The following is a 20,571-nucleotide window of genomic DNA, read 5'->3' on the forward strand; positions in this document are numbered from 1 at the left end:
CGCCGCTACGTCAGGAGGATCGGACAGAGATAAAACACAAGAAGAGGAACGAAAAGATATACCAACAGGTGGGCGAGCCCCCCCCTCCCCCCCCCCCCCCCCACGTGGTGTTCCGCTCTTCGCTCCAGTCAGTCCTCGGAGGAATCAGACGGTCCGGAATCGCCGCTGTTCTCCTCGTCCGGACCTGTTCCCGTCCCTGTTCCCGGGCTCGATCCGGGACCCGTCCCCGATCCCGGGCCAGTCCCCGATCCCGGACCCGTCCCCGGCTCCGCGTCCGGGCGCGCCTGCGGCTTCGGCGGCCGTGTGCGGTCGCCGCCCTGGCTGTCGCGCAGGTACGAGGTCGCGTCACCGCCCTCCGTGGCGTGGCCACCGGGCTGCGGAGGACCGCCGCCGTCGCGCCGCCGCAGATAACGCTCGAACTCACGGGCGATCGCCTCACCGGTCGCCTCGGGCAGCTCGGCCGTGTCCCGCGCCTCCTCAAGGGACTGGACGTACTCGGCGACCTCGCTGTCCTCGGCCGCCAGCTGGTCCACGCCCACCTGCCAGGCGCGCGCGTCCTCGGCGAGATCGCCGAGGGGGATCCGCAGGCCGATGAGGTCTTCGAGGCGGTTCAGGAGCGCGAGCGTGGCCTTCGGGTTCGGCGGCTGCGACACGTAGTGCGGGACGGCCGCCCACAGGCTCACCGCGGGGACGCCCGCGTGCGTGCACGCCTCCTGGAGAATGCCGACGATTCCCGTCGGGCCTTCGTACTTCGTCTCCTCCAGGTCCATGGTGCGGGCCAGATCCGGGTCGGAGGTGACGCCGCTGACCGGGACGGGGCGCGTGTGCGGGGTGTCACCGAGCAGCGCGCCCAGGATCACCACCAGCTCCACGCCCAGCTCGTGCGCGAAGCCGAGGATCTCGTTGCAGAACGAGCGCCAGCGCATCGACGGCTCGATCCCGCGGACCAGTACGAGGTCGCGCGGCTTGTCACCGCCCACGCGGACCACCGAGAGCCGGGTCGTCGGCCAGGTGATCTTGCGGACGCCGCCTTCCAGGAAGACCGTGGGGCGGTTGACCTGGAAGTCGTAGTAGTCCTCGGCGTCCAGCGCCGCGAATACCTCGCCCTTCCACTCCTTGTCGAGATGCGCGACCGCGGTGGAGGCGGCGTCGCCGGCGTCGTTCCAGCCCTCGAACGCGGCCACCATGACCGGGTCGACCAGCTCGGGAACTCCCTCGAGCTCGATCACCCAGGCCTCCTTCCGACGTCCTTTATGTACGACCCAACCTTACGGCTTCCGGCGGGGCCCTCCGCAGCCCCCTCGCGTGGGCTTCAATGACCGGATCACTGCCCCGCGAGAGGCCCGCGCACTCCCACGGAGGGGGTGCTTCACAGCGTCGAGCGCAGCCACTGCTCCACGCTCGCGATGTGCACCGTCGCCCACGACCTGGCCGCTTCGGCGTCGCGGTCGCGCAGGGCGGTGAGGATCGCGCGGTGCTCGTGCAGGGTGCGGCTGACCGCGTCCTCCTGGGTGAGCCCGCGCCAGACACGGGCCCGTGTGGTGGGTCCGGAGAGGCCGTCGAGGAGCGAGCAGAGCACCGAGTTGCCGGACGACTGCACGATGCCGCGGTGGAACTCCAGGTCGCAGGCGACCAGTTCCTCCACTGAGGGTGCCGCCCCCAGGGCGTCCAACTGCGCCGTCAGCACGTCGAGTTCGGCCTCGGTGATGTGGACGCTGGCCATGGCCGTGGCGGCCGGCTCCAGGATGCGGCGCACCGCGAGGAACTCCAGGACCGTGTCGTCGCGGTGGAAGTCGACGACGAAGCTCAGGGCTTCGAGAAGCAGCTGCGGGTCCAGGCTCGTGACGTACGTGCCGTCGCCCTGCCGTACGTCGAGGATGCGGATCAGGGAGAGGGCGCGCACCGCCTCGCGCAGCGAGTTGCGTGAAAGGCCCAGGTCGGCGGCGAGTTCACTCTCTTTGGGGAGCCGGTCGCCGGGGCGCAGGGCGCCGGAGACGATCATGCCCTTGATCTTTTCGATGGCCTCGTCGGTGACAGCCATGGGACCTCGCCTCGCAAGACAGAAGACATCCGATGTATCGGATGATTATGGCGTGTTCCTGGACTGTCGTGCACGTGGGTCCGCCGAATACGTATTTCTCTCAGCGCTAAGATTTCCTTACTGACCACGGCGCGGGCGAGAGGGAGGCTACGGCACATGACGGGTAAGAAGTCGGCGGGGGCCCAGCGGGACGCGGTCGCATCGATCATCGAGGACTGGGCGAGAGAGCGGCCGGAGCTCGACACCGCGCCGCTCGAGGTCCTGGCGCGGCTGCACCGGACCTTCCTGCGCTACAACACCAGGCTCACCACCGCGATCGAGCGGCACGGCCTCGCGGTCGCGGGGTTCGACGTGCTGACCGCGCTGCGCAGGGCCGGGGCGCCCTACCGGCTCACGGCGGGCCAGCTCGCCGACTCCGGCCTCGTCTCGTCGGCGGGGGTGACGCTGCGCATCGACCGCCTGGAGAAGGACGGTCTCATCGTGCGCGAGCGCGACGCGGAGGACCGCCGCGTCGTCTACTCACGGCTCACCGACACGGGCCTCGCCAAGATCGACGAGGTGTTCACCGAGCATCTCGACAACGAACGCCGGATGCTCGGCGGACTCACCCCGGCCGAGTGCCGCCAGCTGGCCCGTCTGATGTCCAAGCTGGAGCGGTCCATCACCGACTCCGACGAACCTCACGAGCCGGAGGCCTGAGCCTGAGCCTCCGCGCGGTACATCCGGCGCAGCCGGACCACACCCAGGTCGTGCTGGTAGAGGTTCTCGCGCTGGTCGGCGTCGGCGGGCATCGCCTCCAGCATCACCCGGTCCTGTTCGAGCACCTGCCAGTGGCGTTCCTCGATGAGGGTCTTGTAGAGGAAGCGCCAGGTGTCGCGCTGCCAGCCCTGGACGCGCCGGTAGCGCCAGAAGAAGACGCCGGTGCGGTTCTCGTCGACAGGGCAGACCATGCCGACGATCCCGAACGGGCCCCCGGGGCCTGCCGACGGCGGGTACGGAATGGTCAGGTCCACCCAGTCGACACCGGTGCGGCACAGCTCCACCCAGTCGAAGTTGACGCCCCGCTGGTCGGTCTTCTCGAAGAAGTAGCCGCGGTCCGTCTCCCTGATGCGGAACTTGGCGGTGGTGTCGCCGTCGAACATCGTGTGCGACTCGTGGTGCAGGAAGGCGCCGTGCATCGGGTCGAGGAGGTTCTCCACCGCGAACCGCCAGGGGCCGTTCCACTCCGCGTAACAGAGGATCGCGTCGACGTCGGGGTCGGTGAGCGGCTCGGGCAGCACGAGTTCGGCGGGCTCCGGGTGCCGCTCGTCGCCGAAGTAGGCGAGGATCGCGCCGCCGATCTCCCGTACGGGCAGCGACGCGACGAGTTTCTTGCCCTCCAGATTGCACCCCGGCAGTCCCGGTACGGAGGAGACGGTGCCGTCGGTCTCGATCTCCACGCCGTGGTACCAGCAGGCCACCCGGTCGCCCAGGTGCTTCCCCAGGGACAGCGGCGCGCCGCGGTGCGGGCAGCGGTCGGCCAGCATCGACAGGGCGCCGTCCGAGCGGCGGAAGAGCAGCCACTGCTCGCCGAGGGCGGTGACCTTGCGCATGGCGCCGGGGGCGACGAAGTCCGAGGGGACGACGGGGTGCCATTGGTTGCGCAGGCCGGTGGCGTAGATGTGGTCGGCGCTCGCGGTAAGGGTGGTCATCGGGGTCACGCTCCCAGTCGGGTCATCTCGGCACGGAAGGACTCTTCGGTCCACTGGTCGCCGCCGGGCGCGGGAACCTGACGGGCGTTCAAGCCGCGTACGACATCGGGAAGTTCATGGCCTTCCTTGGTGAACACCTCTTCGAGGGTGGCGGCGAGCTTGTACTCGTAGGGGGTCGGCTCGTGTGTCCGGGACTGGTGGACGTGCAGGTACGGCCAGGTGGTGGTCACTTGTTGCCTCCGGTGGGGGATCACAGGTCGAGGACGAGAGGGCCGGACGCGCAGCGCGATACGCAGATCATCATCGAGGCGTTCGCGGCGTGCTCGGCCTCGCTGAGCAGGAAGTCGCGGTGGTCGGGCGTGCCGCCGAGCACGCGGGTCTCGCAGCTGCCGCAGATGCCTTCCTGGCAGGAGCTGGTGACACTCAGGCCCGCGGTCTCGGCGGCCCGCAGGATGGACGTGTCGGCGTCGACGGAGAGGGTCACGCCGGAGCGGCGGCACTCCACCTCGAACGCGGAGTCGTCCCCGGCCCGCTCCACGACGGGCGCGGCGAACCGCTCCACGCGCAGCCGTTCGGCCGGGCAGAGCGCCTCCACGGCGGCGAGCAGCGGTTCAGGGCCGCAGCAGTACACGAGCGCGCCGTCGGGCAGTCCGTCGAGCGCCGTCGCGAGGTCGATGTGGCCGTGCTCGTCCTGCGGTACGACGGTCACGTCACCGCCCGATTCGGCCAGTTCGCCCAGCTCGTCGGTGAACGCCATCGATCCCCGGGTGCGCCCGCCGTACACCATGCGCCAGTCGGCCCCGCGCCGTGCCGCGTCGCGCGCCATCGCGAGGAGCGGAGTGACACCGATGCCGCCCGCGACGAAGAGGTAGCCGGGCGCGTCCTCCAGCGCGAAGTGGTTGCGCGGCTCGGACGCGGTGACCGTCTGGCCGGGCCGTAGCGTGGTGTGCACGTGCCGTGAACCGCCGCGCGAGGAAGCCTCGTTGAGGACCCCGATGCGGTACGTGGACACGTTCCGCGGGTCGCCGCACAGGCTGTACTGGCGTACGTGACCGCCGGTGTGGAGGTCGAGGTGCGCGCCGGGGGTCCACGCGGGCAGCGGCTTGCCGTCCGGGTGGGCGAGCTCGACGGAGAGGACTCCGTCCGCCTCCCAGGTCATGCGGCGCACAAGGAGCGTGAGTTCGCTCTCGTCCGTAGTGGGGTCGTTCATGGTGGGGTCCTCCTCACTGGCCGGGGATCTTGACGGGCGGGGTGAACGGGTTCTTCATCGGTCCGAGCCGGGCCAGGTCGACCTCGACGAGGGTCGGCCCGTCGGAGGCGACGGCGTGGCTGATCACGGGGTGGGCGTGCTCCTCGGCGGCGATCCTGGCGTAGGCGAGACCGCACGCCCCGGCCAGGAGTTCGAAGTCGGGCGTGGCGAGATCGACTCCGGAGCGGCGCTCGCTGTAGCGGTCCTGCATGTTGCGGAGCACCCCGTACCCCCCGTCGTTGAAGACGATCAGGGTCAGCCGGGGCCGCTCCTGGGCGAGCGTGAGGAGTTCCCCCAGGTGGACGGCGAGCCCGCCGTCCCCCGCGAGGACGACGGTGGGCGCGTCCGGCCGCGCGAGCGCCGCGCCGATGCCCATGCCGAGCCCCTGCCCGATGCCGCCGCCGCGCGGAAAGACGTTGTCGCGGGGGTCGTACATCTCCAGGAGCCGGTTGCCCCAGCTGCTTGACGGGATGGTCACGTCGCGGGCGACGACCGCCTCGCGGGGCAGCGCGGCACGGATGGCGTCGCAGATCGCGGCCTGGGGGCCGATGTTGTCGTGCAGGGTGGCACGGACGTCCTCGCGGACGGCCGCGACACGTCGCGTCCAGCTCTCGTCGGCCCGGCGGGCGTGCGGCAGCAGAGCCGCGAGCACGTCGGGCGCGTGACCGTGCAGGGCGTGGAGGGCCGGGTAGACGCGGCCGAGGGCGGCGGCGTCGATGTCGACCTGGATGTGTGCATCGGGGAGCGTGAGTCCGTAGTCGGCGGTCTCGTTGGACCGGAAGTGCGTGCCGACGGTCAGGAGCAGGTCCGCGTCCGCGAGGAGGGCCCGGACGGCCGGGGTGGTGGCGAAGTTTCCGATCACCTGCGGGTGGTCCTCGGGCACCGAGCCACGGCCGGAGTTGGAGGTGAGCAGCCCCGCGCCGGTGGCGTGGAGCAGCTCGGCCAGCTCGCCGCGCGCACGGGTGGCGCCGCCACCGGCCCAGATGACGGGGCGCCGAGCGGCGGCCAGAAGGATTTGAGCGGAGGCCAGTTCACCTTCGGCGGGAAGCGGGTGACTGGAGCGCTGGGCCCCGAACGGCGCCGGAGCGGCCACTGGGCTGCGGTCCGCGAGTGCCGGGAAGGGCGCATCGGAGGACCCAGGCGTCGCGGGGGAGCCGGTGGCCTCCCGGCCCGCGTCCGCCGTGTGGTCCGCAGCGGTGGGCCGGGGTGTTGCGGTGGTCGCCGGTTCGCCTTCCGCCCGCACGCGATCCCGCGTGGCCGCGTCAGCGGCCGGTGCGCGCGCCGGTTCCGCGCCGGTCGGGTCGGCCGGGGGTGCGCTCGCAGGGCTCTCCGGGTCAGTCTGGGCCGCGTACTGCAGATCCACCGGCCACTCCACGCTCGCCGGGCCGCCCGGATCCGTCAGCGCCGCCCGCGCCGCCTCGCGCAGGATCCGGCCCGCCGCGTCGGTGGACGGCACCGTCGCGGCGTACTTGGACACCGCCCCGAGCATGCCCAGCTGGTCCTTCGTCTCGTGGATGAAGCCCCGGCCGCTGCCCAGGAACTCGGCCTCCACCTGACCGGTGACGTGCAGGACGGACGTGCCCGCGCTCAGCGCCTCGACCAGGGAACCCGCCGCGTTGCCCGCGCCGGTGCCCGTCGAGGTGAGCGCGCAGCCCAGGGAGCCGCGCGCACGGCCGTAGGCGTCGGCGGCGTTCACGGCGGTCGCCTCGTGGCGTACCGGCACGAAGCGCAGCTCCCGGTCGACCGCCTCGACCAGCGGCAGATTGTGCACGCTGACGATCCCGAAGACCGTGTCGATGCCGAGTTCCCGCAGGACGGCGACGAGGAGATCGCCGCCGGTGGCGTAGGGCGTGGACGGCATGGGTGGCATGGGTGGCATGGATGGCGTGGGTGGCATGGGGTGAGCTCCTCAGAGGATGCCGCGGCCGACGCCGCCGCAGACGTCGATGCTGGTGCCGGTGGTGTACGAGGCGCGGGGCGAGAGCAGCGCGACGATCGCGTACGCGACCTCCTCCGCGCGGCCGAGCCGCCCGAGGGCGATGCCGCGGTCCGCCGCGAGAGCGGCCTGCCACTCCTCGTAACCGAGACCGGACCCGGCAGCCGCGTAACGGCGGGTCCACTGGCCGGTGTCGATCAGGCCCAGGCAGACCGAGTTGACGCGGATGCCTTGCGGGGCGAGCTCCGTGGCCAGGGACTTGGAGAGGTTGAGGATGCCCGCGCGGGCCGCGCTCGTGGTGATGAGCCGGGGTTCGGGCTGCTTGGCGAGGACCGCGTTGACGTTGACGACGCTCGCCGCGTCGGAAGCCGCCAGGTGCGGCCGTGCGGCGTGCAGGGGGTTGAGGACGCCGGCGAACTTCAGTTCCAGCTCGTCGCGCCAGTCCTCCGCGGTCGAGTCGTCCAGGCCCTTCATACGGGACTGCCCCGCGTTGTTGACGAGCCCGTCGACCGAGCCGAAGGTGTCGGCCGCGCGCTCGGTGAACTCCCGCACGGCGTCCGCGTCGCGTACGTCGCACACGCCGGTGAGGAGGCGGTCGCCGCCGCCGAGTCCTGCCGCCGCCTTCGCGAGGCGGCCGGCGTCACGCCCGCAGGTCGCGACGCGCGCGCCCTCGTCGAGCAGGGCGCGGACCGTGGCCAGGCCGACGCCCGAGCTGCCGCCGGTGACCAGGACGGTCCGGCCGGAGAGACCCAGATCCATAACTAGAAGCTCCGTTACGTCAGTTCATGGTGAAGCCGCCGTTGACGGCGATCACCTGTCCGGTCAGATAGCGGGACTCCTCGGAGAGGAGGAAGGAGACGAGCCCGACGAGGTCGTCCGGCTGCTGCGGGCGCGAGATCGCCCGGTTGTCCCGGTAGAGCGCGTGCCGCTCGACAGGCACCGTCTCGGTGGCCTCGACCTCGGTCAGGCCGGGCGCCACCGCGTTCACGGTGATGCCCTTCTCGCCGAGCTCGCGCGCCATCGCCCGGGTCAGCGCGATGACCGCGCCCTTGGAGGCGATGTAGTGGGCCAGGCGCGGCGATCCGTAAAGGGCCGCGTCCGAGGCGATGTTGACGATCCGCCCCGGCGCGTGGAAGAGCGGGTGGAGGGCCTTGGCGACCAGCCACGGGCTGCGGGCGTTGACCGCCATCAAGCGGTCCCACACCTCGACGTCGATGTCCTGGAACTCCTTGCCGCCGACGCCGTTGGCGAGCGCGGCATTGTTGACCAGGCCGTACAGCGGTCCCAAGTCGCCCACGGCGCGCGCCAGTTCATCGACCGACGCCGGGTCCGCCACATCGCACCGTACGAAGTGGGCGTCCAGGCCCTCCGCGCGAAGCTCGGCGGCGGCCTCACCGCCCCGCGCCTCGTCCACCTCCGCGACGACGACCCGGAAGCCGTCCTCGCCCACCCGGCGGGCCATGGCGAGTCCCAGGCCACGGCCCGCGCCGGTGATGACGACGGTGCGGTCGTCAGTCACGGGTGACGCCGTGCATCGGCGAGTGCTCGGGGTACGTCGGCACCTGCGGCTTCCGCGTGCCGATGACGACGCAGAAGAGCGCGTCGGTGTCGCCCTCGTTCTTCAGGGAGCGCGCCACGCCCGCCGGGACGACGATCATGTCGCGGTAGCCGAGCGTGCGGTACTCGGCCTCGCCGGAGCCCCGGTGGATGCCCACCCTGACCTGCCCCTCCAGGACGAAGAAGGCCTCCTCGACGTCGTGGTGGGTGTGCTCGGGGCCCTCGGCGCCCGGCGGGAGCAGCATGTTGGAGAAGGTGAAGCCGCCGGACGGCAGGATGCGGCTGTCGTTCTCGTGGTTGCCGGTCGCGCCGGAGCCGACGTAACGGATCTGCCCGCGGCGGTACTGCGGGCCCGCCTTCTCCTGGAAGGACAGCGTGCTGAAGTCCGCGACACGGGACTCCTTGGTGGCGATCAGCGAGTCGGTGTACTTGCCGAGGTCGCCGCCGTTGTCGTACTCGGTGGTGGTCAGAGGCATGGAGGGGCTCCTTCTCAGAGGTGTTCGGGGATGCGGGCGGTGATGCGGAGGTGGGAGAGGACCCAGGCGTTGAAGGCCTCGGGCCGCTCCTGGTTGGCCAGGTGACCGGCGTCCTTGACGATCACGTAGGCGGTTCTGTGCAGGGCTCCGGCGATGGCCTGTGAGGCCTCGACGCCGGTGACCCGGTCCTGGTCGCCGCAGAGGACGAGGGCGGGAGCGGTGAGGGAGGGGATCTCGGGGCGCAGATCGGCGGCGGCCATGGACTCGGCGGCGTACGCGTATCCGGGCAGGCGCACGGACGCGGCCATGGTGTCGACGACCCGCTGGACGAGCTGAGGGGGCGCGTCCGGCGAGACGAGCCGGGGCCCGCGCCGTTCGGCGAACGCCCGCGGCCCGAGTTCCGCAAGGTCGGCGGCCCGCTGCCGCATGGCGTCGGCCTTCGCGGGGTCGGTGCCTGAGCCGGCGCTGGAGTCCGCGACGATCAGCGAGTCGACCAGCTCGGGGTGCCGGGCCGCCAGCCGCAGCGCGATCACCCCGCCCCACGAGACACCGAGGACGTGGGCGCTCGTGCCGCGCTCCCGGATGAGGGCGGCCGCCGCGTCCGCGAAGCCGTCCAGGTCCAACGGCCCTTCCGGGTCAGCTGACTTGGCGTATCCGGGAGCGTCCCAGGCCACGACTCTCACGTACGCGGACAGCTCGGCGAGCTGCGGTGCGAAGGCCGCGGACGAGGAGCCGATGCCGTGCAGGCAGAGCAGGAGCGGCCCGGCGGATCCCGCCTCCTCGACGTGGACGGCGGCGGTCACAGGATCTGCCCCGACCGTCCCGCGAGCGCCGCGAGGCTGCGCAGGACCGCGTACGGCACGACCTGGCTGGTCGCCGGGTTGTCCGGGTCGGGCAGATGCGCGACCTCGAAGCGGTACGTGCCGTGCGCGCCGGACGCCTCGACGACATGCCGGGTGTGGTGGGCGCCGGGATCGGCGACGACCTGGACCCGCACAGCGTCCAGGTCGCCGACGGCGAGGGCGACCGACGCCGCGACGTTCGTCGACCTCGGGAACTTCACGGGGACGTCGCGCGCGGTCCCGGACAGGACCTCGACCGGGCCGGTCGCCGTCCGCATCCGGGACAGCAACTCCTCGCCCATCCAGGGCTGTTCGAGCGTGGACGGCAGCTTCGTGGTGGTGAGGCGCACCTCGTCGAGCGGGCCGAGCGAGCGCACCGCCTGGAGCAGATCGAGGCCGCCGACCGCGCCTGCGGTGAAGTAGACCCGGCCGGGCCCCGCGGACAGGAGCCGTTCGGCGAGCTCCTCGTCGGTGAGCGCGCCGGTCGAGGCGATCAGCAGATCGGTCCCGGAGGTGAGGACGCGCTCGCCCCATTCCCGTACGACCCCTTGGCCCGCCGCCTCCACGATGAGATCGCAGCGCTCCATGGCCTCGTCGAAGGAGACCTGCGGCGCGGGAGCGCTGTCACCGAGCGCACGGTTGTCGACGAGGCACGTCAACTCGGCCCCGGTGAACCGGTGTTCGGCGAGTGCGGTTCCGACGACACGGCCGATCGCCCCCCAGCCGACGATGCCGACCTTGCGTACGGCGCTCATGCCTGGACCTCCAGTTCGTTCCGGGGGGACAGCGGGCCGGGATCGGGCGATCCCGCCATGTGGCAGCGGATCTCCTTCGAGGGCGGCCCGGCCGTGCCCCACAGGTCGGACAGCTCGGGGATCCGCCGCCAGACGCGGGCGATCCACGCGTCCTCGACGATCTGCGCGACCTCGGACGTGTACTCGCAGACGAGCCCGGAGGGGTCGGTGAAGTAGGAGAAGGTGTTGTTGCCGGGGCCGTGCCGTCCAGGGCCCCACTGCGGATCGATGCCGTGGTGCCTGAGCCGGCCGAGGCCCCGCATGAAGTGGTCGACCGAACTCATCTCGTACGCCACGTGGTTGAGCGAGGCCCACGGGGCCTGGTTGAAGGCGATGCAGTGGTGATCGGCGTTGCAGCGCAGGAACGCCATCTGGTGCTCGGACCAGTCGGAGACGCGAAGGCCGAGCATCTCGCGGTAGAAGGCGACGGAGGCGTCGATGTCCGCCGTGTTGAGCACCGCGTGCGTGACGCCGACCGGTACGGCGCCGTCCCGGCCGCGCGGCGCCACCGCGTGGACCTCGGCGCTGATCTCGATCAGACGGTGCTCGGGGTCGGTGAAGCGCAGGCCGTAGCCGCCGCCGACCTGGTCGAGCGGTCCCGGCCCGGCGACCGGCGTGATGCCGCGCGCGAGGAGCCTGCGGGCGGCCTCGTCGACCTCGGCGGGTGTGCCCACCGCGAAGGAGAGCTTGCCGAGGCCCGTGCGGTCGGCGCGGGTGAGCTGGAGGGCGTGGTGCTCGGCGCCGGTGCCGCGCAGCCACGCGGCGGTGCCGCGCTCGGCCTCGACGGTCTCCAGGCCCCAGACCTCCTGGTAGAAGTCGGCCGCCTCGGTGAAGGAGGGGGTGAGGAGTTCGACGGAGCGCAGGGCGCGGAGGCGGGCGATCGGGGGTCGGGCGACGGGGGGTGGAGTGGTGGGACCGGCTCGGGTGATGAGGGGGTGGGACATGGCCTGCAGCAGAGCTCCTGAGGTACGGGGTTCAGTTGGCCCAGGGGAGAGGCGCGTCGGAGGTGCCCCAGTACAGGGACTTCTGGCGCTGATGGGCGCGGATGCCGTCGCGGCCCTTCTCGCGGCCGAGGCCGCTCTCCTTCATGCCGCCGAAGGGCGTGGCGATGCTGAACTGCTTGTAGGTGTTGATCCAGACGGTGCCCGCGTCGACGCGCCGCGCGATCCGCCAGGCGGCGCGGTGGTCACGGGTCCAGATGCCGCAGGCGAGGCCGTAGACACTGGAGTTGGCCTGGCGCACGAGATCGTCCTCGTCGTCGAAGGGCAGCGCGACGAGGACGGGCCCGAAGATCTCCTCCTGGCAGGTCCGCGATGCGTTCGGGAGCCCGTCCAGGACGGTGGGCAGGTAGTACGCCCCGTCCCGGTACTCCGAGCCCTCCGGTACGCCGCCACCGCACAGCACCCGTGCCCCTTCCTCGCGGGCGAGATCGACGTACGAGGCGACGGAGTCCCGGTGCGTGTGGTGGACGAGCGGGGCTACCTGGGTGTCGGGGGAGGTGCCGGGCCCGACCCGCAACTTCCGCACACGCCGGACCAGTTCACCCACGAACTCCTCGTAGAGCTCACGCGCGACGAAGAGCCGTGACCCCGCGACGCAGGACTGCCCGCTGGAGGAGAAGACGCCGAACATCACTCCGGCCAGGGCCTGTTCCACGTCGGCGTCGGCGAGGACGACCGTCGGTGACTTGCCGCCCAGTTCGAGCGAGAGGGGCATCAGCTTCTCGGCGGCCGCGTGCGCGAGCGTGCGGCCCGTGCTCGTGCCCCCGGTGAAGGTGACCTTGCCGACGTGCGGATCGCGGACGATCGCGTCCCCGACGAGGCTGCCGCGCCCGGTGAGGACGGACAACAGGCCCGCGGGAAGGTCGAGTTCGTCCAGGGCGCGGGTGATGAGGCGGCCGAGCGCGAGGGAGACGAGCGGGGTCCACTCGGCGGGCTTGAGCAGGACCGCGTTGCCGCCCGCGAGCGCGGGGGCGAGCTTCTGGGCGTCGCTGGCGACCGGTGAGTTCCAGGGGTTGATCGCGCCGACGACGCCGATCGGCTCGTAGACGCTCAGCGTCACGTAGTCGCCGCGCGAGGGAGTGATCGCCTCCTCGGTGGTCTCCAGGGCGGCGGCCGTGTAGCGGAAGGTGGCCGCCGCGCTGCCCACCAGGGCGCGGGTCTCGGTGAGCGCCTTGCCGGTGTCGGCGGTCTGCAGGGCGGCGAGCTCGTCCGTGGACGCCTCGATCAACTCGGCGACGCGGTGCAGGAGCAGGGCGCGCCGGTGGGGCAGGAGGCCGCGCCAGCGCGGGTCCGCCGCGGCGGCGGCCGCTCCCCGCGCCGCTTCGGCGACCTCGTCGAGGGAGACCGCGTGGACGGTGGCGATGACGTGCCCCGTGGCCGGGTCGACGGTGTCTGCGGGGGCGCCCGCGCCGCGTCGCCACTCGCCCGCGATGAGTGCTTCGTCGGCTGGGATGCGGAGCATGGAGGCCTCCTGGCGGGACGGGATGGGACGGGACGGAACTTGGGCGTGGCCGGGCGTGGCCGGACGGGACTTGACCGCGGCCGGGCGTGGCTTGGGCGTGGCCGAGCGTGGCTTAGCCGTGGCTGGGCGGGACTTGAGCCCCGGACCGAGGCGGTCGCCCGACGTTCTTCGGTAAGCGCTAGAAATCTAAGGGCTTAAATATCTGGAGCGCAAGACCCGGAGGAGGAGCACTCTTCATCGATTTCCCCTGCGCAGGCTCTTGACGTGCTCCGGTGCCGGGGCGGTACAACTTAAGCCCTTAGAAACTTTGCGCTTACCCGCTTCTTGGCCCGGGTTTCCCCAGACGCCGTGGCCGGTCGCATCCCCCGCTCGTCCGCCCCCGCCCCCTCAGCAGCGGAGTTCCCGCATGACGATCGATGCTTCCCCGGACCGAGCGGTCCGGGCCGCCATTGCCGCCCGCTTCGAACGGCTCCCTCTGTGCCGCTGGCACGTCACCGTCCGGCTCATCGTGGGCGCGGTCACCTTCTTCGAGGCCTTCGACCAGCTCCTGATCGCCTACGCCCTGCCCGGACTGCGCCAGGAGTGGGACCTCAGCACGTCCGCCGCGACGCTGCTGCTCACCGTCGGCTCGATCGGCATGCTGATCGGCGCGTTGCTCTCCGGGCGGCTCGCGGACCGGATCGGCCGGGTGAAGGTCATCGCGCTGTGCGTGGCGGTGTCCAGCGTCGCCAACCTGGCCCTCTCCTTCGCCACGTCGCCCGAATCCTTCATGGCCCTGAGGTTCGTCCAGGGCCTGGCGATCGGGGGTGAGGTGCCGGTGGCGGCGACCTTCATCGCCGAGATCACCCGCAGCCACCAGCGTGGCCGCTTCGTCCTCCTCTACGAGCTGGTGTTCCCGGCGGGTCTCACCGTGGGCGCGCTGGTCGCGGCCTGGGTGGTGCCGATTCTCGGCTGGCGCTGGATGTACGCCCTTGCCGCGCTGCCGGGTCTGCTCTGCATCCTCGTACAGCGGAAGGTCCCCGAGTCGCCGCGGTGGCTGGCGGACCACGGCAGGTCCGATGAGGCGGCCGAGGTGATGAGCGGGATCGAGGCAGAGGTCGAACGGATCACGGGGAAACCCTTGCCGCCCGTTCCGGAGGCGCTGCCCGTCGCGGCCCCCGGGGAAGCCGCGTCCGGACTGCGCGGCCTCTTCACCGGCCGCTACCGGCGCCGGACGCTGGTGATCGGCGTGCTCTGGTTCACCGGCTACTTCGTCAACTACGGCATCACGTCCTGGCTCCCGACGATCTACCAGAACCGCTACGACCTCTCCCTCTCGGACGCGCTCCTCTACTCGACGGTCACGTCCTGCGCGGGCCTGCTCGGCTGCCTCGTCGCCGCGCTCACGGTCGACCGCGTGGGGCGGCGGAAGGTCATCGCCGGGTGTCTGGGAGGGGCGGCGGTGATGCTGGTGGGGCTCGCGGCGGTGGGTGCGGGTACGCCGGTTCAGGTCCTGGTGTGGACCTCACTGGCGGCGGTCTTCTTCTTCGGCTCCAACATCTGCCTGTACCTGTACACGCCGGAGCTCTTTCCGACGCGGATGCGGGCGTTGGGGAGCAGCGTGGGCGGGGCGATGAACCGGCTCGGCGTCATTCTCGGCCCGATCGTGGTGGGGGCCGTGTACGCGGGCGGGAGTGTGCCCACGGTGTTCGTGATGCTGGGGGCGGTTGCCGTGGCCGGTTGTGTCGTGGCTGCCCTCGGGGCGGAGGAGACGGCGGGGCGGCGGTTGGAGGAGGTTTCGCCGTAGGCGGGGTGGGCGGGGGCGCCCGCAGCGGGCTTCATCTCCCCGACTCCGCCCCCGCCCCTTCCCGGCTGTGACACGTTCGAGGCATCCCCTACCCGAACCGCTCGATGCGGATCCGGTCAACCGGCTGGCCCCCGGCGACCAGCAGGCGCGACGCGTGCTCGGCGAACCCGTTCGACCCGCAGATGTACGCCTCCCAGCCCCCCTCGGGCTGAGCCGCGCCGAGCAGCGGCGCCAGGTGCTCGGCGCTCAGCCTGCCCTCCCTGCGCGTGAACACGACCGTGGTCTCGTCGCCGTACTCGTCCGGGTAGATCAGATCCTCCGGCGTACGCGCGGAGACGACGAGCCGCAGCGGCACCGGACGCCCGGCCCCCCGCCACTGCCGCAGCATCGACATCAGCGGCACCACACCGGAGCCCGCCCCGAGGAGCAGCGCGGGACGGTCCCCGGGCCAGGCGAAGAACCCGGACAGCGGACCCCGCACCTCCACCACGTCGCCTACGCGGGCGACCGTGTGCAGATGGCCGGAGACCTCGCCGCCCGGCACGTGGTCCAGGGTCAGCTCGATCTCGCCGCCCTCGTCAGGAGCTGAAGCGATCGAGTAGTGGCGCTGGGCCACGTATCCGTCCGGCGCGGTGAGTCGCAGCATCAGGTGCTGGCCCGGCAGATGCCCCTGCCAGTCGGGCACCTTCAGGCGGAAGCTCGACACCGTGCCGGCCGCGTTCTCGCGCCGGACGGCCACCACCACGGCCCGCTGCCACTCCGCCGCCGCGCGATTGCTCACCGCGATCCGCCCGGGCACGGCGAACCGCGTCGGGGGCACGAAAGTCCCAGCCACAGTCCCAGTCTCAGTCCTAGCCACAGTCCCAGTCCCAGTCTCAGTCACCGGAGTAACGCTCCTCCCGCCAGGGATTTCCCCGGGGGTGGTAGCCGTTCTGCTCCCAGAAGCCCGGCTCGTCGTGGTCCAGGAGCCGCAGGCCCGCGACCCACTTCGCGCTCTTCCAGAAGTAGAGGTGGGGGACGATCAGGCGCGCCGGGCCACCGTGCTCGGGAGGCAGCGGGCCGTCCCCGTACTCCCAGACGATCCACGCCTTCCCGTCCGTCACATCGCAGAGCGGGAGGCTCGTGGTGTAGCCCGTGTACGAGTACGCGACGACGTGTGTGGCCTCCGGGCGCGGCCCCGCGGCGGTCAGGAACGCGTCCAGGCTCACCCCGCCGAAGCGCACCCCGAACTTGGACCAGCTGGTCACGCAGTGGATGTCGCCGCGGTACTCGGACGCGGGCAGCGCGTGCGCCTCGTCCCACGTCCAGGTCCGCGGGGACGTGACGAGACCGTCCACGCGGAACGTCCAGTCCGCGGACGTGAGCTCGGGCGTCACCTCGGCGGACAGGACGGGCCAGCCGTCCGCCGCGTCGTACTGCCCGGGAGGCAGCCGCGGGTCGCGGTCGGCGGCCCGGGCGCGGCCGGTGAAGCCGCGCGTGGGCTCGACGGTCATGGGGGTGGGTTCGATGGTCATACGGTGCTTGCCACTTCGGAGGTGCTTGAGGTGCTTGATTCCGTTTCGGACGCGCTCGGTGCCGCGGCGGCCGCCGCGTCCCGCAGGGCTCGCAGCGCGCGCTGCTCGTCCACTGTCTCCAGCGTACGGTCCCGCATCAGGACACGACCGTCGACGACCGTGTCCCTGACGTCAGAGGACGCCGCCGCGTACGCCAGCATCGACCACGGGTCGTGCCGCGGTGTGAGATGCGGCCGGGAGAGGTCGAGGACGATCAGGTCCGCGCGCTTGCCCGCCTCCAGGGAACCCAGCTGGTCGCCGAGGCCGAGGGCCCGCGCGGATTCGATGGTCGCCATCCGTACGGCCTGCTCGGCACCGACCGCCGTAGGGTCGCCGCCCGCCTTGTGCACGAGCGCCGCGAGCTTCACCGCGCCGAGCAGGTCGAGCGTGTTGGAACTCACCGCGCCGTCCGTGCCCAGGCCCACCGTGACGCCCGCGTCGAGCAGGTCGGGGACGCGCGCGATGCCGCAGCCCAGTTTCAGGTTCGACACCGGGCAGTGCGCGATCGCCGTGCCGGTGCGGGCGATGGTCTCGATCTCGGCGTCCGTGAGGTCGACCGCGTGTGCGAGCAGCGTGTCGGGGCCGAGCACACCGAGCGAGTCGAGCAGCTCCACGGGCCGCATCCCGTGCTGCTCGGTGACCATCTCCACCTCGCCCGCGTTCTCGGCGGCGTGCAGGTGCAGCAGGGCGCCGTGCTCGCGGGCCAGCGCGCTGATCGCCGTCAGCTGCTCGGGACCCAGGGTGTACGCCGAGTGGGCGAAGAGGACCGGGCGCGTGCCCGGCGCCGGGGTGCGGGCGGCCAGGTCGGCCGCGGCCCAGCCGAGCCGGTCGGCGTAGGCGCGGCCGTCCGGCGGGCCCGGTACGTCCATGAACGTGGGGCCCGTCAGGAGGCGCCACCCCGCGTCGCGGGCCACGGCCTCGGCCGCCTCGTGGAACCAGTACATGTCGAGCGCGGTGGTGACCCCGCCGCGCACGGACTCGGCGATCGCGCCCCGGATGCCCGCCGTCACCGTCCGAGGGGAGAGCTGCTCCGCCTCGGCCGGGATCACGCGGGCCAGGAAGCCCTGGAGCGTGACGTCGTCCGCGATGCCGCGGAAGAGGGTCATCGCCAGGTGGGTGTGCGTGTTGATGAGGCCGGGCAGGACGAGGCAGCCGCGGGCGTCCAACTCGTCGGCCGCCTCATAGGCGGAGCGCAGCCGCTCGGCCGGGCCGACCTCGACGATCCGCCCGTCGCGCACGGCGACGGCCCCGTGCTCCACGACGGTGCCTGACGCGTCGACGGTGAGGACGTCGCCGCCGTGGACCAGGAGATCTATGGAGCCGCCCCGGTCCTGGGCCGGCAGGTCAGTGGGGTGCATCGCTTCAGTGCTCCGTGAGGTGGTTCGAGGCGGTCGGTTCGCGTACGGCTCAGGGCTCCGCTCAGGGCTTCGCTCAGTGCTCCGTGGAGGCCAGCAGGCGCAGGGCGTCCAAGGCTATCCGGGCGCCACGGTCGACTCCCTCGGCCACCACGTCCCGGTGCGGGTTGTAGCCACCGGTGGCTTCCTCGTCGACGAGTTCGTCGGCGTTGGCGCCGTCCACGACGAGCGCGCCGCCCGCCGTGAGGCCGTGCGTGGAGGCGAAGACGTACAGCGCTGAGAGCTCCATCTCGATGGCCGCGATCCCGGCGGCCGCGTAGACCTCGCCGGACAGCGGCAGGAAGCCCGGCTGGAACGCGGCCCGCGTCCACACCACGCCGCGGTGGTGGGGGGCGTCGGCAGCGCGGGCCGCACGCTGGAGCGCGATGACCGCCTCGGGAGCCGCGAAGGCCGGGTACTCGGCGGGGATCAGCTGCTGCGTCACGCCGTCGTCGCGCACCGCCGCGTCCGCGATGACCAGGTCGCCGTCGCGGATGCCGGGGCGGATCGCGCCCGCGGTGCCGAGCCGCAGGATGGTGGTGACGCCCGCCTCCGCGAGCTCCTGGAAGAGCAGGATCGCGCCGGGGGCGCCGACGCCGTGCGAGGCGACGACGACCGGGATGCCCTGCCAGGTGCCGGTGAAGGTGCGGTACTCGCGGTGGTACGACACCTCCTTCGCGTCGTCCAGGAGATCGGCGACGGCGCCGGCGCGCGCCGGGTCGCCGACGACGACCGCGCGGGTGGGCAGGCCGGTGCGGGGAACGCGGGTGATGGGCAGCGCGTCGGTGAGTGTGCGGGCGTCGGTCGTCATGAAGGTGCTCCTACCAGGGGCGTCTTGCGGCGGCGCCTGCGCGCCGTGGACAGGAAGAGGGCGGCCAGGGTCACCACGTACGGGGCCGCGTCGGTCGCCTGTTGCGGCATGCCGAGCCCCTGGAGACGGAAGCCGACGGCCTCCGCGATGCCGAAGAGCAGCCCGGCGAGCAGGACGCCGAGCGGCAGGGCGCGGCCCAGCATCACGGCCACCACGGCGATCCAACCACGCCCGGCCGTCATGTTCTCGGAGAACAACGTGACGTTGCCGAGAGCGAGTTGGGCGCCCGCGAGACCGCACAGGACACCGGACGTCAGAACGGCGGCGTACTGGTACTTCGCCGGGCTCACACCCAGCGTCGCCGCCGCGTCGGGCGCCTCGCCGACGCCGCGCAGACGAAGGCCCCAGGGGTGGCGGGCGAGGAAGAGCGCCGCCACCGCGACGGCGGCCCACGAGAGGTACACGAGTGCGGAGTGCCCGGACAAGGCCGCCCCGACGAACGGGACGTCGATGCCGTCGAGCCCGGCAAGACCCGGATCGGAGAAGGTGCCCTGGACGCCGAAGACCGTACGCAGCAGGAAGCCGGTCAGGCCGACCGCGAGGAGGTTGAGCGCGACGCCGAGGACGACGGCGTCCCCGCGCAGCGAGATCGTCCCGACGGCCAGGATCATCGAGTACGCGGCCGACGCGAGGGCGGCGAACACGACACCGAGCCAGGCGCTCCCGGTGAACCAGCTGCCCGCGACGCCGCTGAAGCAGCCGATCAGCATCATGCCTTCGAGGCCGATGTTGAAGACGCCCGCGCGCTCGCAGATCGCGCCGCCGAGTGCGGCGAGGAGGATCGGGGTGAGGGCCAGGAGCGCCGAGTGGAACAGCGCGGAGTCGATGCTCATCGCACGCTCACTTCCTTGGTGTCGGTGGGCTCCGGCGCGCCGTCGGGCTTCTTCCTCGCCCGTCGCCACGTCAGGTTCAGCCGGGCCGCCAGAAAGACGATGACGACGGCTTGCAGGACCTGGGTCAGCTCGCGCGGCACCTCGGTGGTCCGCTCCATGGCGAGCCCGCCCACTTCGAGCGCCGCGAAGAACAGGGCGGCGACGGCGGTCCCGATGGGCGCGGCTGCGGCCAGGAGCGCGGCCGTGAGGCCGGTCCAGGTGTGCCCGGCCGCGGTCAGCGAACCGTCGATGAAGCGGTAGGGGAAGCTGAGCACGCCGACGGCGCCCACCAGGCCCGCGACGGCGCCGGAGAGCGCCATGAGCCGCAGCGTGAGCCGGGGCCTGTCGACCCCCGCGTACGCGGCGAAGCGCGGATTGAGACCCGTCATGCGGATCTCGTAGCCGGTGGCGGTACGGGCGTCGGCGAACAGGAAGACGGCGACCGCGACCGCCACGAGGAGCAGTCCGACGGTGACGGTCGACGACCCGAACGCGGGCAGCTCGACCCCGTCCGGCAGCCGCCGGGTCTGCGGAAGGCTCGACCCCTCCTCCTTGAGCGGAAAACGCGCGAGGTAGGAGGCGAAGGACATCGCCGGATACCCGAGCAGCAGACTGCTGACGAGCAGCGGCACCCCGAACCGGTTCTGGCACACGGCGGCGAGCGCGGCGTAGGCGGCGCCTGCCGCCATCCCCGCGAGCAGCGAGGCGACGACGGTCAGCGGCGCGGGCAACGGCGAGTAGAGCCCGGTGGCAGCGGCGGCGATCCCGCCCAGCACCAACTGCCCGTCCCCGCCGAGGTTGAGCAGCCCCGCCCGCATGGGGATCGCGAGCGCGACGGCGAGGCCGATGACGCTGGTCCCGGTGGTGAGCGTGGACCCGATGCCGTCGGGCCCGAGCGCGCCACTGACGACGGAGCCGTACGCCCCGACGGGATCGGCGCCCGTCCCGATCAGGAAGAGTGCGCCGACGAGGACAGCGGCGACGACGGAGTGCAGAGCGGGGGAGCGCAGGCTCCGGCCGCCGAGGGAGCGGATCGTGGCGCCCAT

The 20,571-nt window shown here is 72.1% G+C and carries 21 protein-coding genes; 2 read left to right on the forward strand and 19 right to left on the reverse strand.

Translation table 11 applies throughout. The features are described from left to right. Window positions 1–128: 128 nt before the first annotated feature. On the reverse strand, window positions 129–1,229 hold the full coding sequence (locus ACZ5CR_RS08405) for a PAC2 family protein (protein WP_468854940.1): 1,101 nt from the start codon (window positions 1,227–1,229) through the stop codon (window positions 129–131). 140 nt (window positions 1,230–1,369) lie between these two features. Continuing rightward, entirely contained in the window at window positions 1,370–2,041 is a 672-nt protein-coding gene (locus ACZ5CR_RS08410; protein ID WP_135332691.1) for a FadR/GntR family transcriptional regulator, read from the reverse strand. 156 nt (window positions 2,042–2,197) lie between these two features. Between ACZ5CR_RS08410 and ACZ5CR_RS08415 the strand changes: the two genes are divergently transcribed. After that, entirely contained in the window at window positions 2,198–2,740 is a 543-nt protein-coding gene (locus ACZ5CR_RS08415; RefSeq protein ID WP_468854942.1) for a MarR family winged helix-turn-helix transcriptional regulator, read from the forward strand. On the opposite strand, the gene ACZ5CR_RS08420 is transcribed toward ACZ5CR_RS08415, so the two are convergent. The 11 genes from ACZ5CR_RS08420 to ACZ5CR_RS08470 are packed head-to-tail and all read right to left on the reverse strand — an operon-like array spanning window position 2,722 to window position 13,049. Then, window positions 2,722–3,732 carry a Rieske 2Fe-2S domain-containing protein gene (locus tag ACZ5CR_RS08420; protein WP_468854944.1) on the reverse strand — a complete coding sequence of 337 codons (1,011 nt, stop codon included), beginning with the start codon at window positions 3,730–3,732 and terminating at the stop codon, window positions 2,722–2,724. The genes ACZ5CR_RS08415 and ACZ5CR_RS08420 overlap by 19 nt on opposite strands. 5 nt (window positions 3,733–3,737) lie before the next feature. Beyond that, window positions 3,738–3,962 (reverse strand): recombinase-like helix-turn-helix domain-containing protein, encoded by a 225-nt coding sequence (locus ACZ5CR_RS08425; protein WP_468854946.1) that lies wholly within the window; start codon window positions 3,960–3,962, stop codon window positions 3,738–3,740. A gap of 20 nt (window positions 3,963–3,982) precedes the next feature. Beyond that, window positions 3,983–4,942, reverse strand: a complete 960-nt coding sequence (locus ACZ5CR_RS08430) for a PDR/VanB family oxidoreductase (protein ID WP_468854949.1) — start codon at window positions 4,940–4,942, stop codon at window positions 3,983–3,985. A gap of 13 nt (window positions 4,943–4,955) precedes the next feature. After that, window positions 4,956–6,842 carry a thiamine pyrophosphate-binding protein gene (locus tag ACZ5CR_RS08435; protein ID WP_468854952.1) on the reverse strand — a complete coding sequence of 629 codons (1,887 nt, stop codon included), beginning with the start codon at window positions 6,840–6,842 and terminating at the stop codon, window positions 4,956–4,958. Window positions 6,843–6,890: 48 nt separating this feature from the next. Next, window positions 6,891–7,676: an SDR family oxidoreductase gene (locus ACZ5CR_RS08440; protein ID WP_468854955.1), complete on the reverse strand. Its 786-nt coding sequence runs from the start codon at window positions 7,674–7,676 to the stop codon at window positions 6,891–6,893. 19 nt (window positions 7,677–7,695) lie between these two features. Further along, on the reverse strand, window positions 7,696–8,436 hold the full coding sequence (locus ACZ5CR_RS08445) for an SDR family oxidoreductase (RefSeq protein ID WP_468854958.1): 741 nt from the start codon (window positions 8,434–8,436) through the stop codon (window positions 7,696–7,698). After that, entirely contained in the window at window positions 8,429–8,950 is a 522-nt protein-coding gene (locus tag ACZ5CR_RS08450) for a cupin domain-containing protein (protein ID WP_468854961.1), read from the reverse strand. Before ACZ5CR_RS08450 ends, ACZ5CR_RS08445 begins: the two co-directional genes overlap by 8 nt. A gap of 14 nt (window positions 8,951–8,964) precedes the next feature. Beyond that, entirely contained in the window at window positions 8,965–9,753 is a 789-nt protein-coding gene (locus ACZ5CR_RS08455) for an alpha/beta fold hydrolase (protein WP_468854963.1), read from the reverse strand. After that, the gene (locus ACZ5CR_RS08460) at window positions 9,750–10,547 is read right to left on the reverse strand and encodes an aspartate dehydrogenase domain-containing protein (RefSeq protein WP_468854965.1); all 798 of its coding nucleotides are present in this window, start codon (window positions 10,545–10,547) and stop codon (window positions 9,750–9,752) included. Before ACZ5CR_RS08460 ends, ACZ5CR_RS08455 begins: the two co-directional genes overlap by 4 nt. Continuing rightward, window positions 10,544–11,530 (reverse strand): VOC family protein, encoded by a 987-nt coding sequence (locus ACZ5CR_RS08465; RefSeq protein ID WP_468854967.1) that lies wholly within the window; start codon window positions 11,528–11,530, stop codon window positions 10,544–10,546. Before ACZ5CR_RS08465 ends, ACZ5CR_RS08460 begins: the two co-directional genes overlap by 4 nt. Window positions 11,531–11,561: 31 nt before the next feature. Continuing rightward, window positions 11,562–13,049 carry an aldehyde dehydrogenase gene (locus tag ACZ5CR_RS08470; protein WP_468854969.1) on the reverse strand — a complete coding sequence of 496 codons (1,488 nt, stop codon included), beginning with the start codon at window positions 13,047–13,049 and terminating at the stop codon, window positions 11,562–11,564. Window positions 13,050–13,455: 406 nt separating this feature from the next. On the opposite strand from ACZ5CR_RS08470, the gene ACZ5CR_RS08475 reads away from it, so the two are divergent. After that, entirely contained in the window at window positions 13,456–14,835 is a 1,380-nt protein-coding gene (locus ACZ5CR_RS08475) for an MFS transporter (protein WP_468854971.1), read from the forward strand. Between the two features lie 88 nt (window positions 14,836–14,923). Here ACZ5CR_RS08475 and ACZ5CR_RS08480 read toward each other — a convergent pair whose 3' ends face one another. The 6 genes from ACZ5CR_RS08480 to ACZ5CR_RS08505 form a co-directional block, all read right to left on the reverse strand. Then, window positions 14,924–15,670, reverse strand: a complete 747-nt coding sequence (locus tag ACZ5CR_RS08480) for a ferredoxin reductase (RefSeq protein WP_468854974.1) — start codon at window positions 15,668–15,670, stop codon at window positions 14,924–14,926. A 40-nt stretch (window positions 15,671–15,710) separates the two neighbouring features. Continuing rightward, window positions 15,711–16,349, reverse strand: a complete 639-nt coding sequence (locus ACZ5CR_RS08485) for a sulfite oxidase-like oxidoreductase (protein ID WP_468854976.1) — start codon at window positions 16,347–16,349, stop codon at window positions 15,711–15,713. Then, entirely contained in the window at window positions 16,346–17,746 is a 1,401-nt protein-coding gene (locus ACZ5CR_RS08490; RefSeq protein WP_468854978.1) for an amidohydrolase, read from the reverse strand. Before ACZ5CR_RS08490 ends, ACZ5CR_RS08485 begins: the two co-directional genes overlap by 4 nt. A gap of 73 nt (window positions 17,747–17,819) precedes the next feature. Continuing rightward, a complete protein-coding gene (locus ACZ5CR_RS08495; RefSeq protein ID WP_468854979.1) occupies window positions 17,820–18,593 on the reverse strand; it encodes a nucleoside phosphorylase in 774 nt (257 codons plus the stop codon). Beyond that, window positions 18,590–19,486, reverse strand: a complete 897-nt coding sequence (locus ACZ5CR_RS08500) for an ABC transporter permease (RefSeq protein WP_468854981.1) — start codon at window positions 19,484–19,486, stop codon at window positions 18,590–18,592. The genes ACZ5CR_RS08495 and ACZ5CR_RS08500 overlap by 4 nt, the downstream gene beginning before the upstream one ends. Beyond that, window positions 19,483–20,571, reverse strand: a complete 1,089-nt coding sequence (locus ACZ5CR_RS08505; protein ID WP_468854983.1) for an ABC transporter permease — start codon at window positions 20,569–20,571, stop codon at window positions 19,483–19,485. The genes ACZ5CR_RS08500 and ACZ5CR_RS08505 overlap by 4 nt, the downstream gene beginning before the upstream one ends.

The sequence above is a fragment of the Streptomyces sp. NPDC031274 genome (assembly GCF_055570235.1).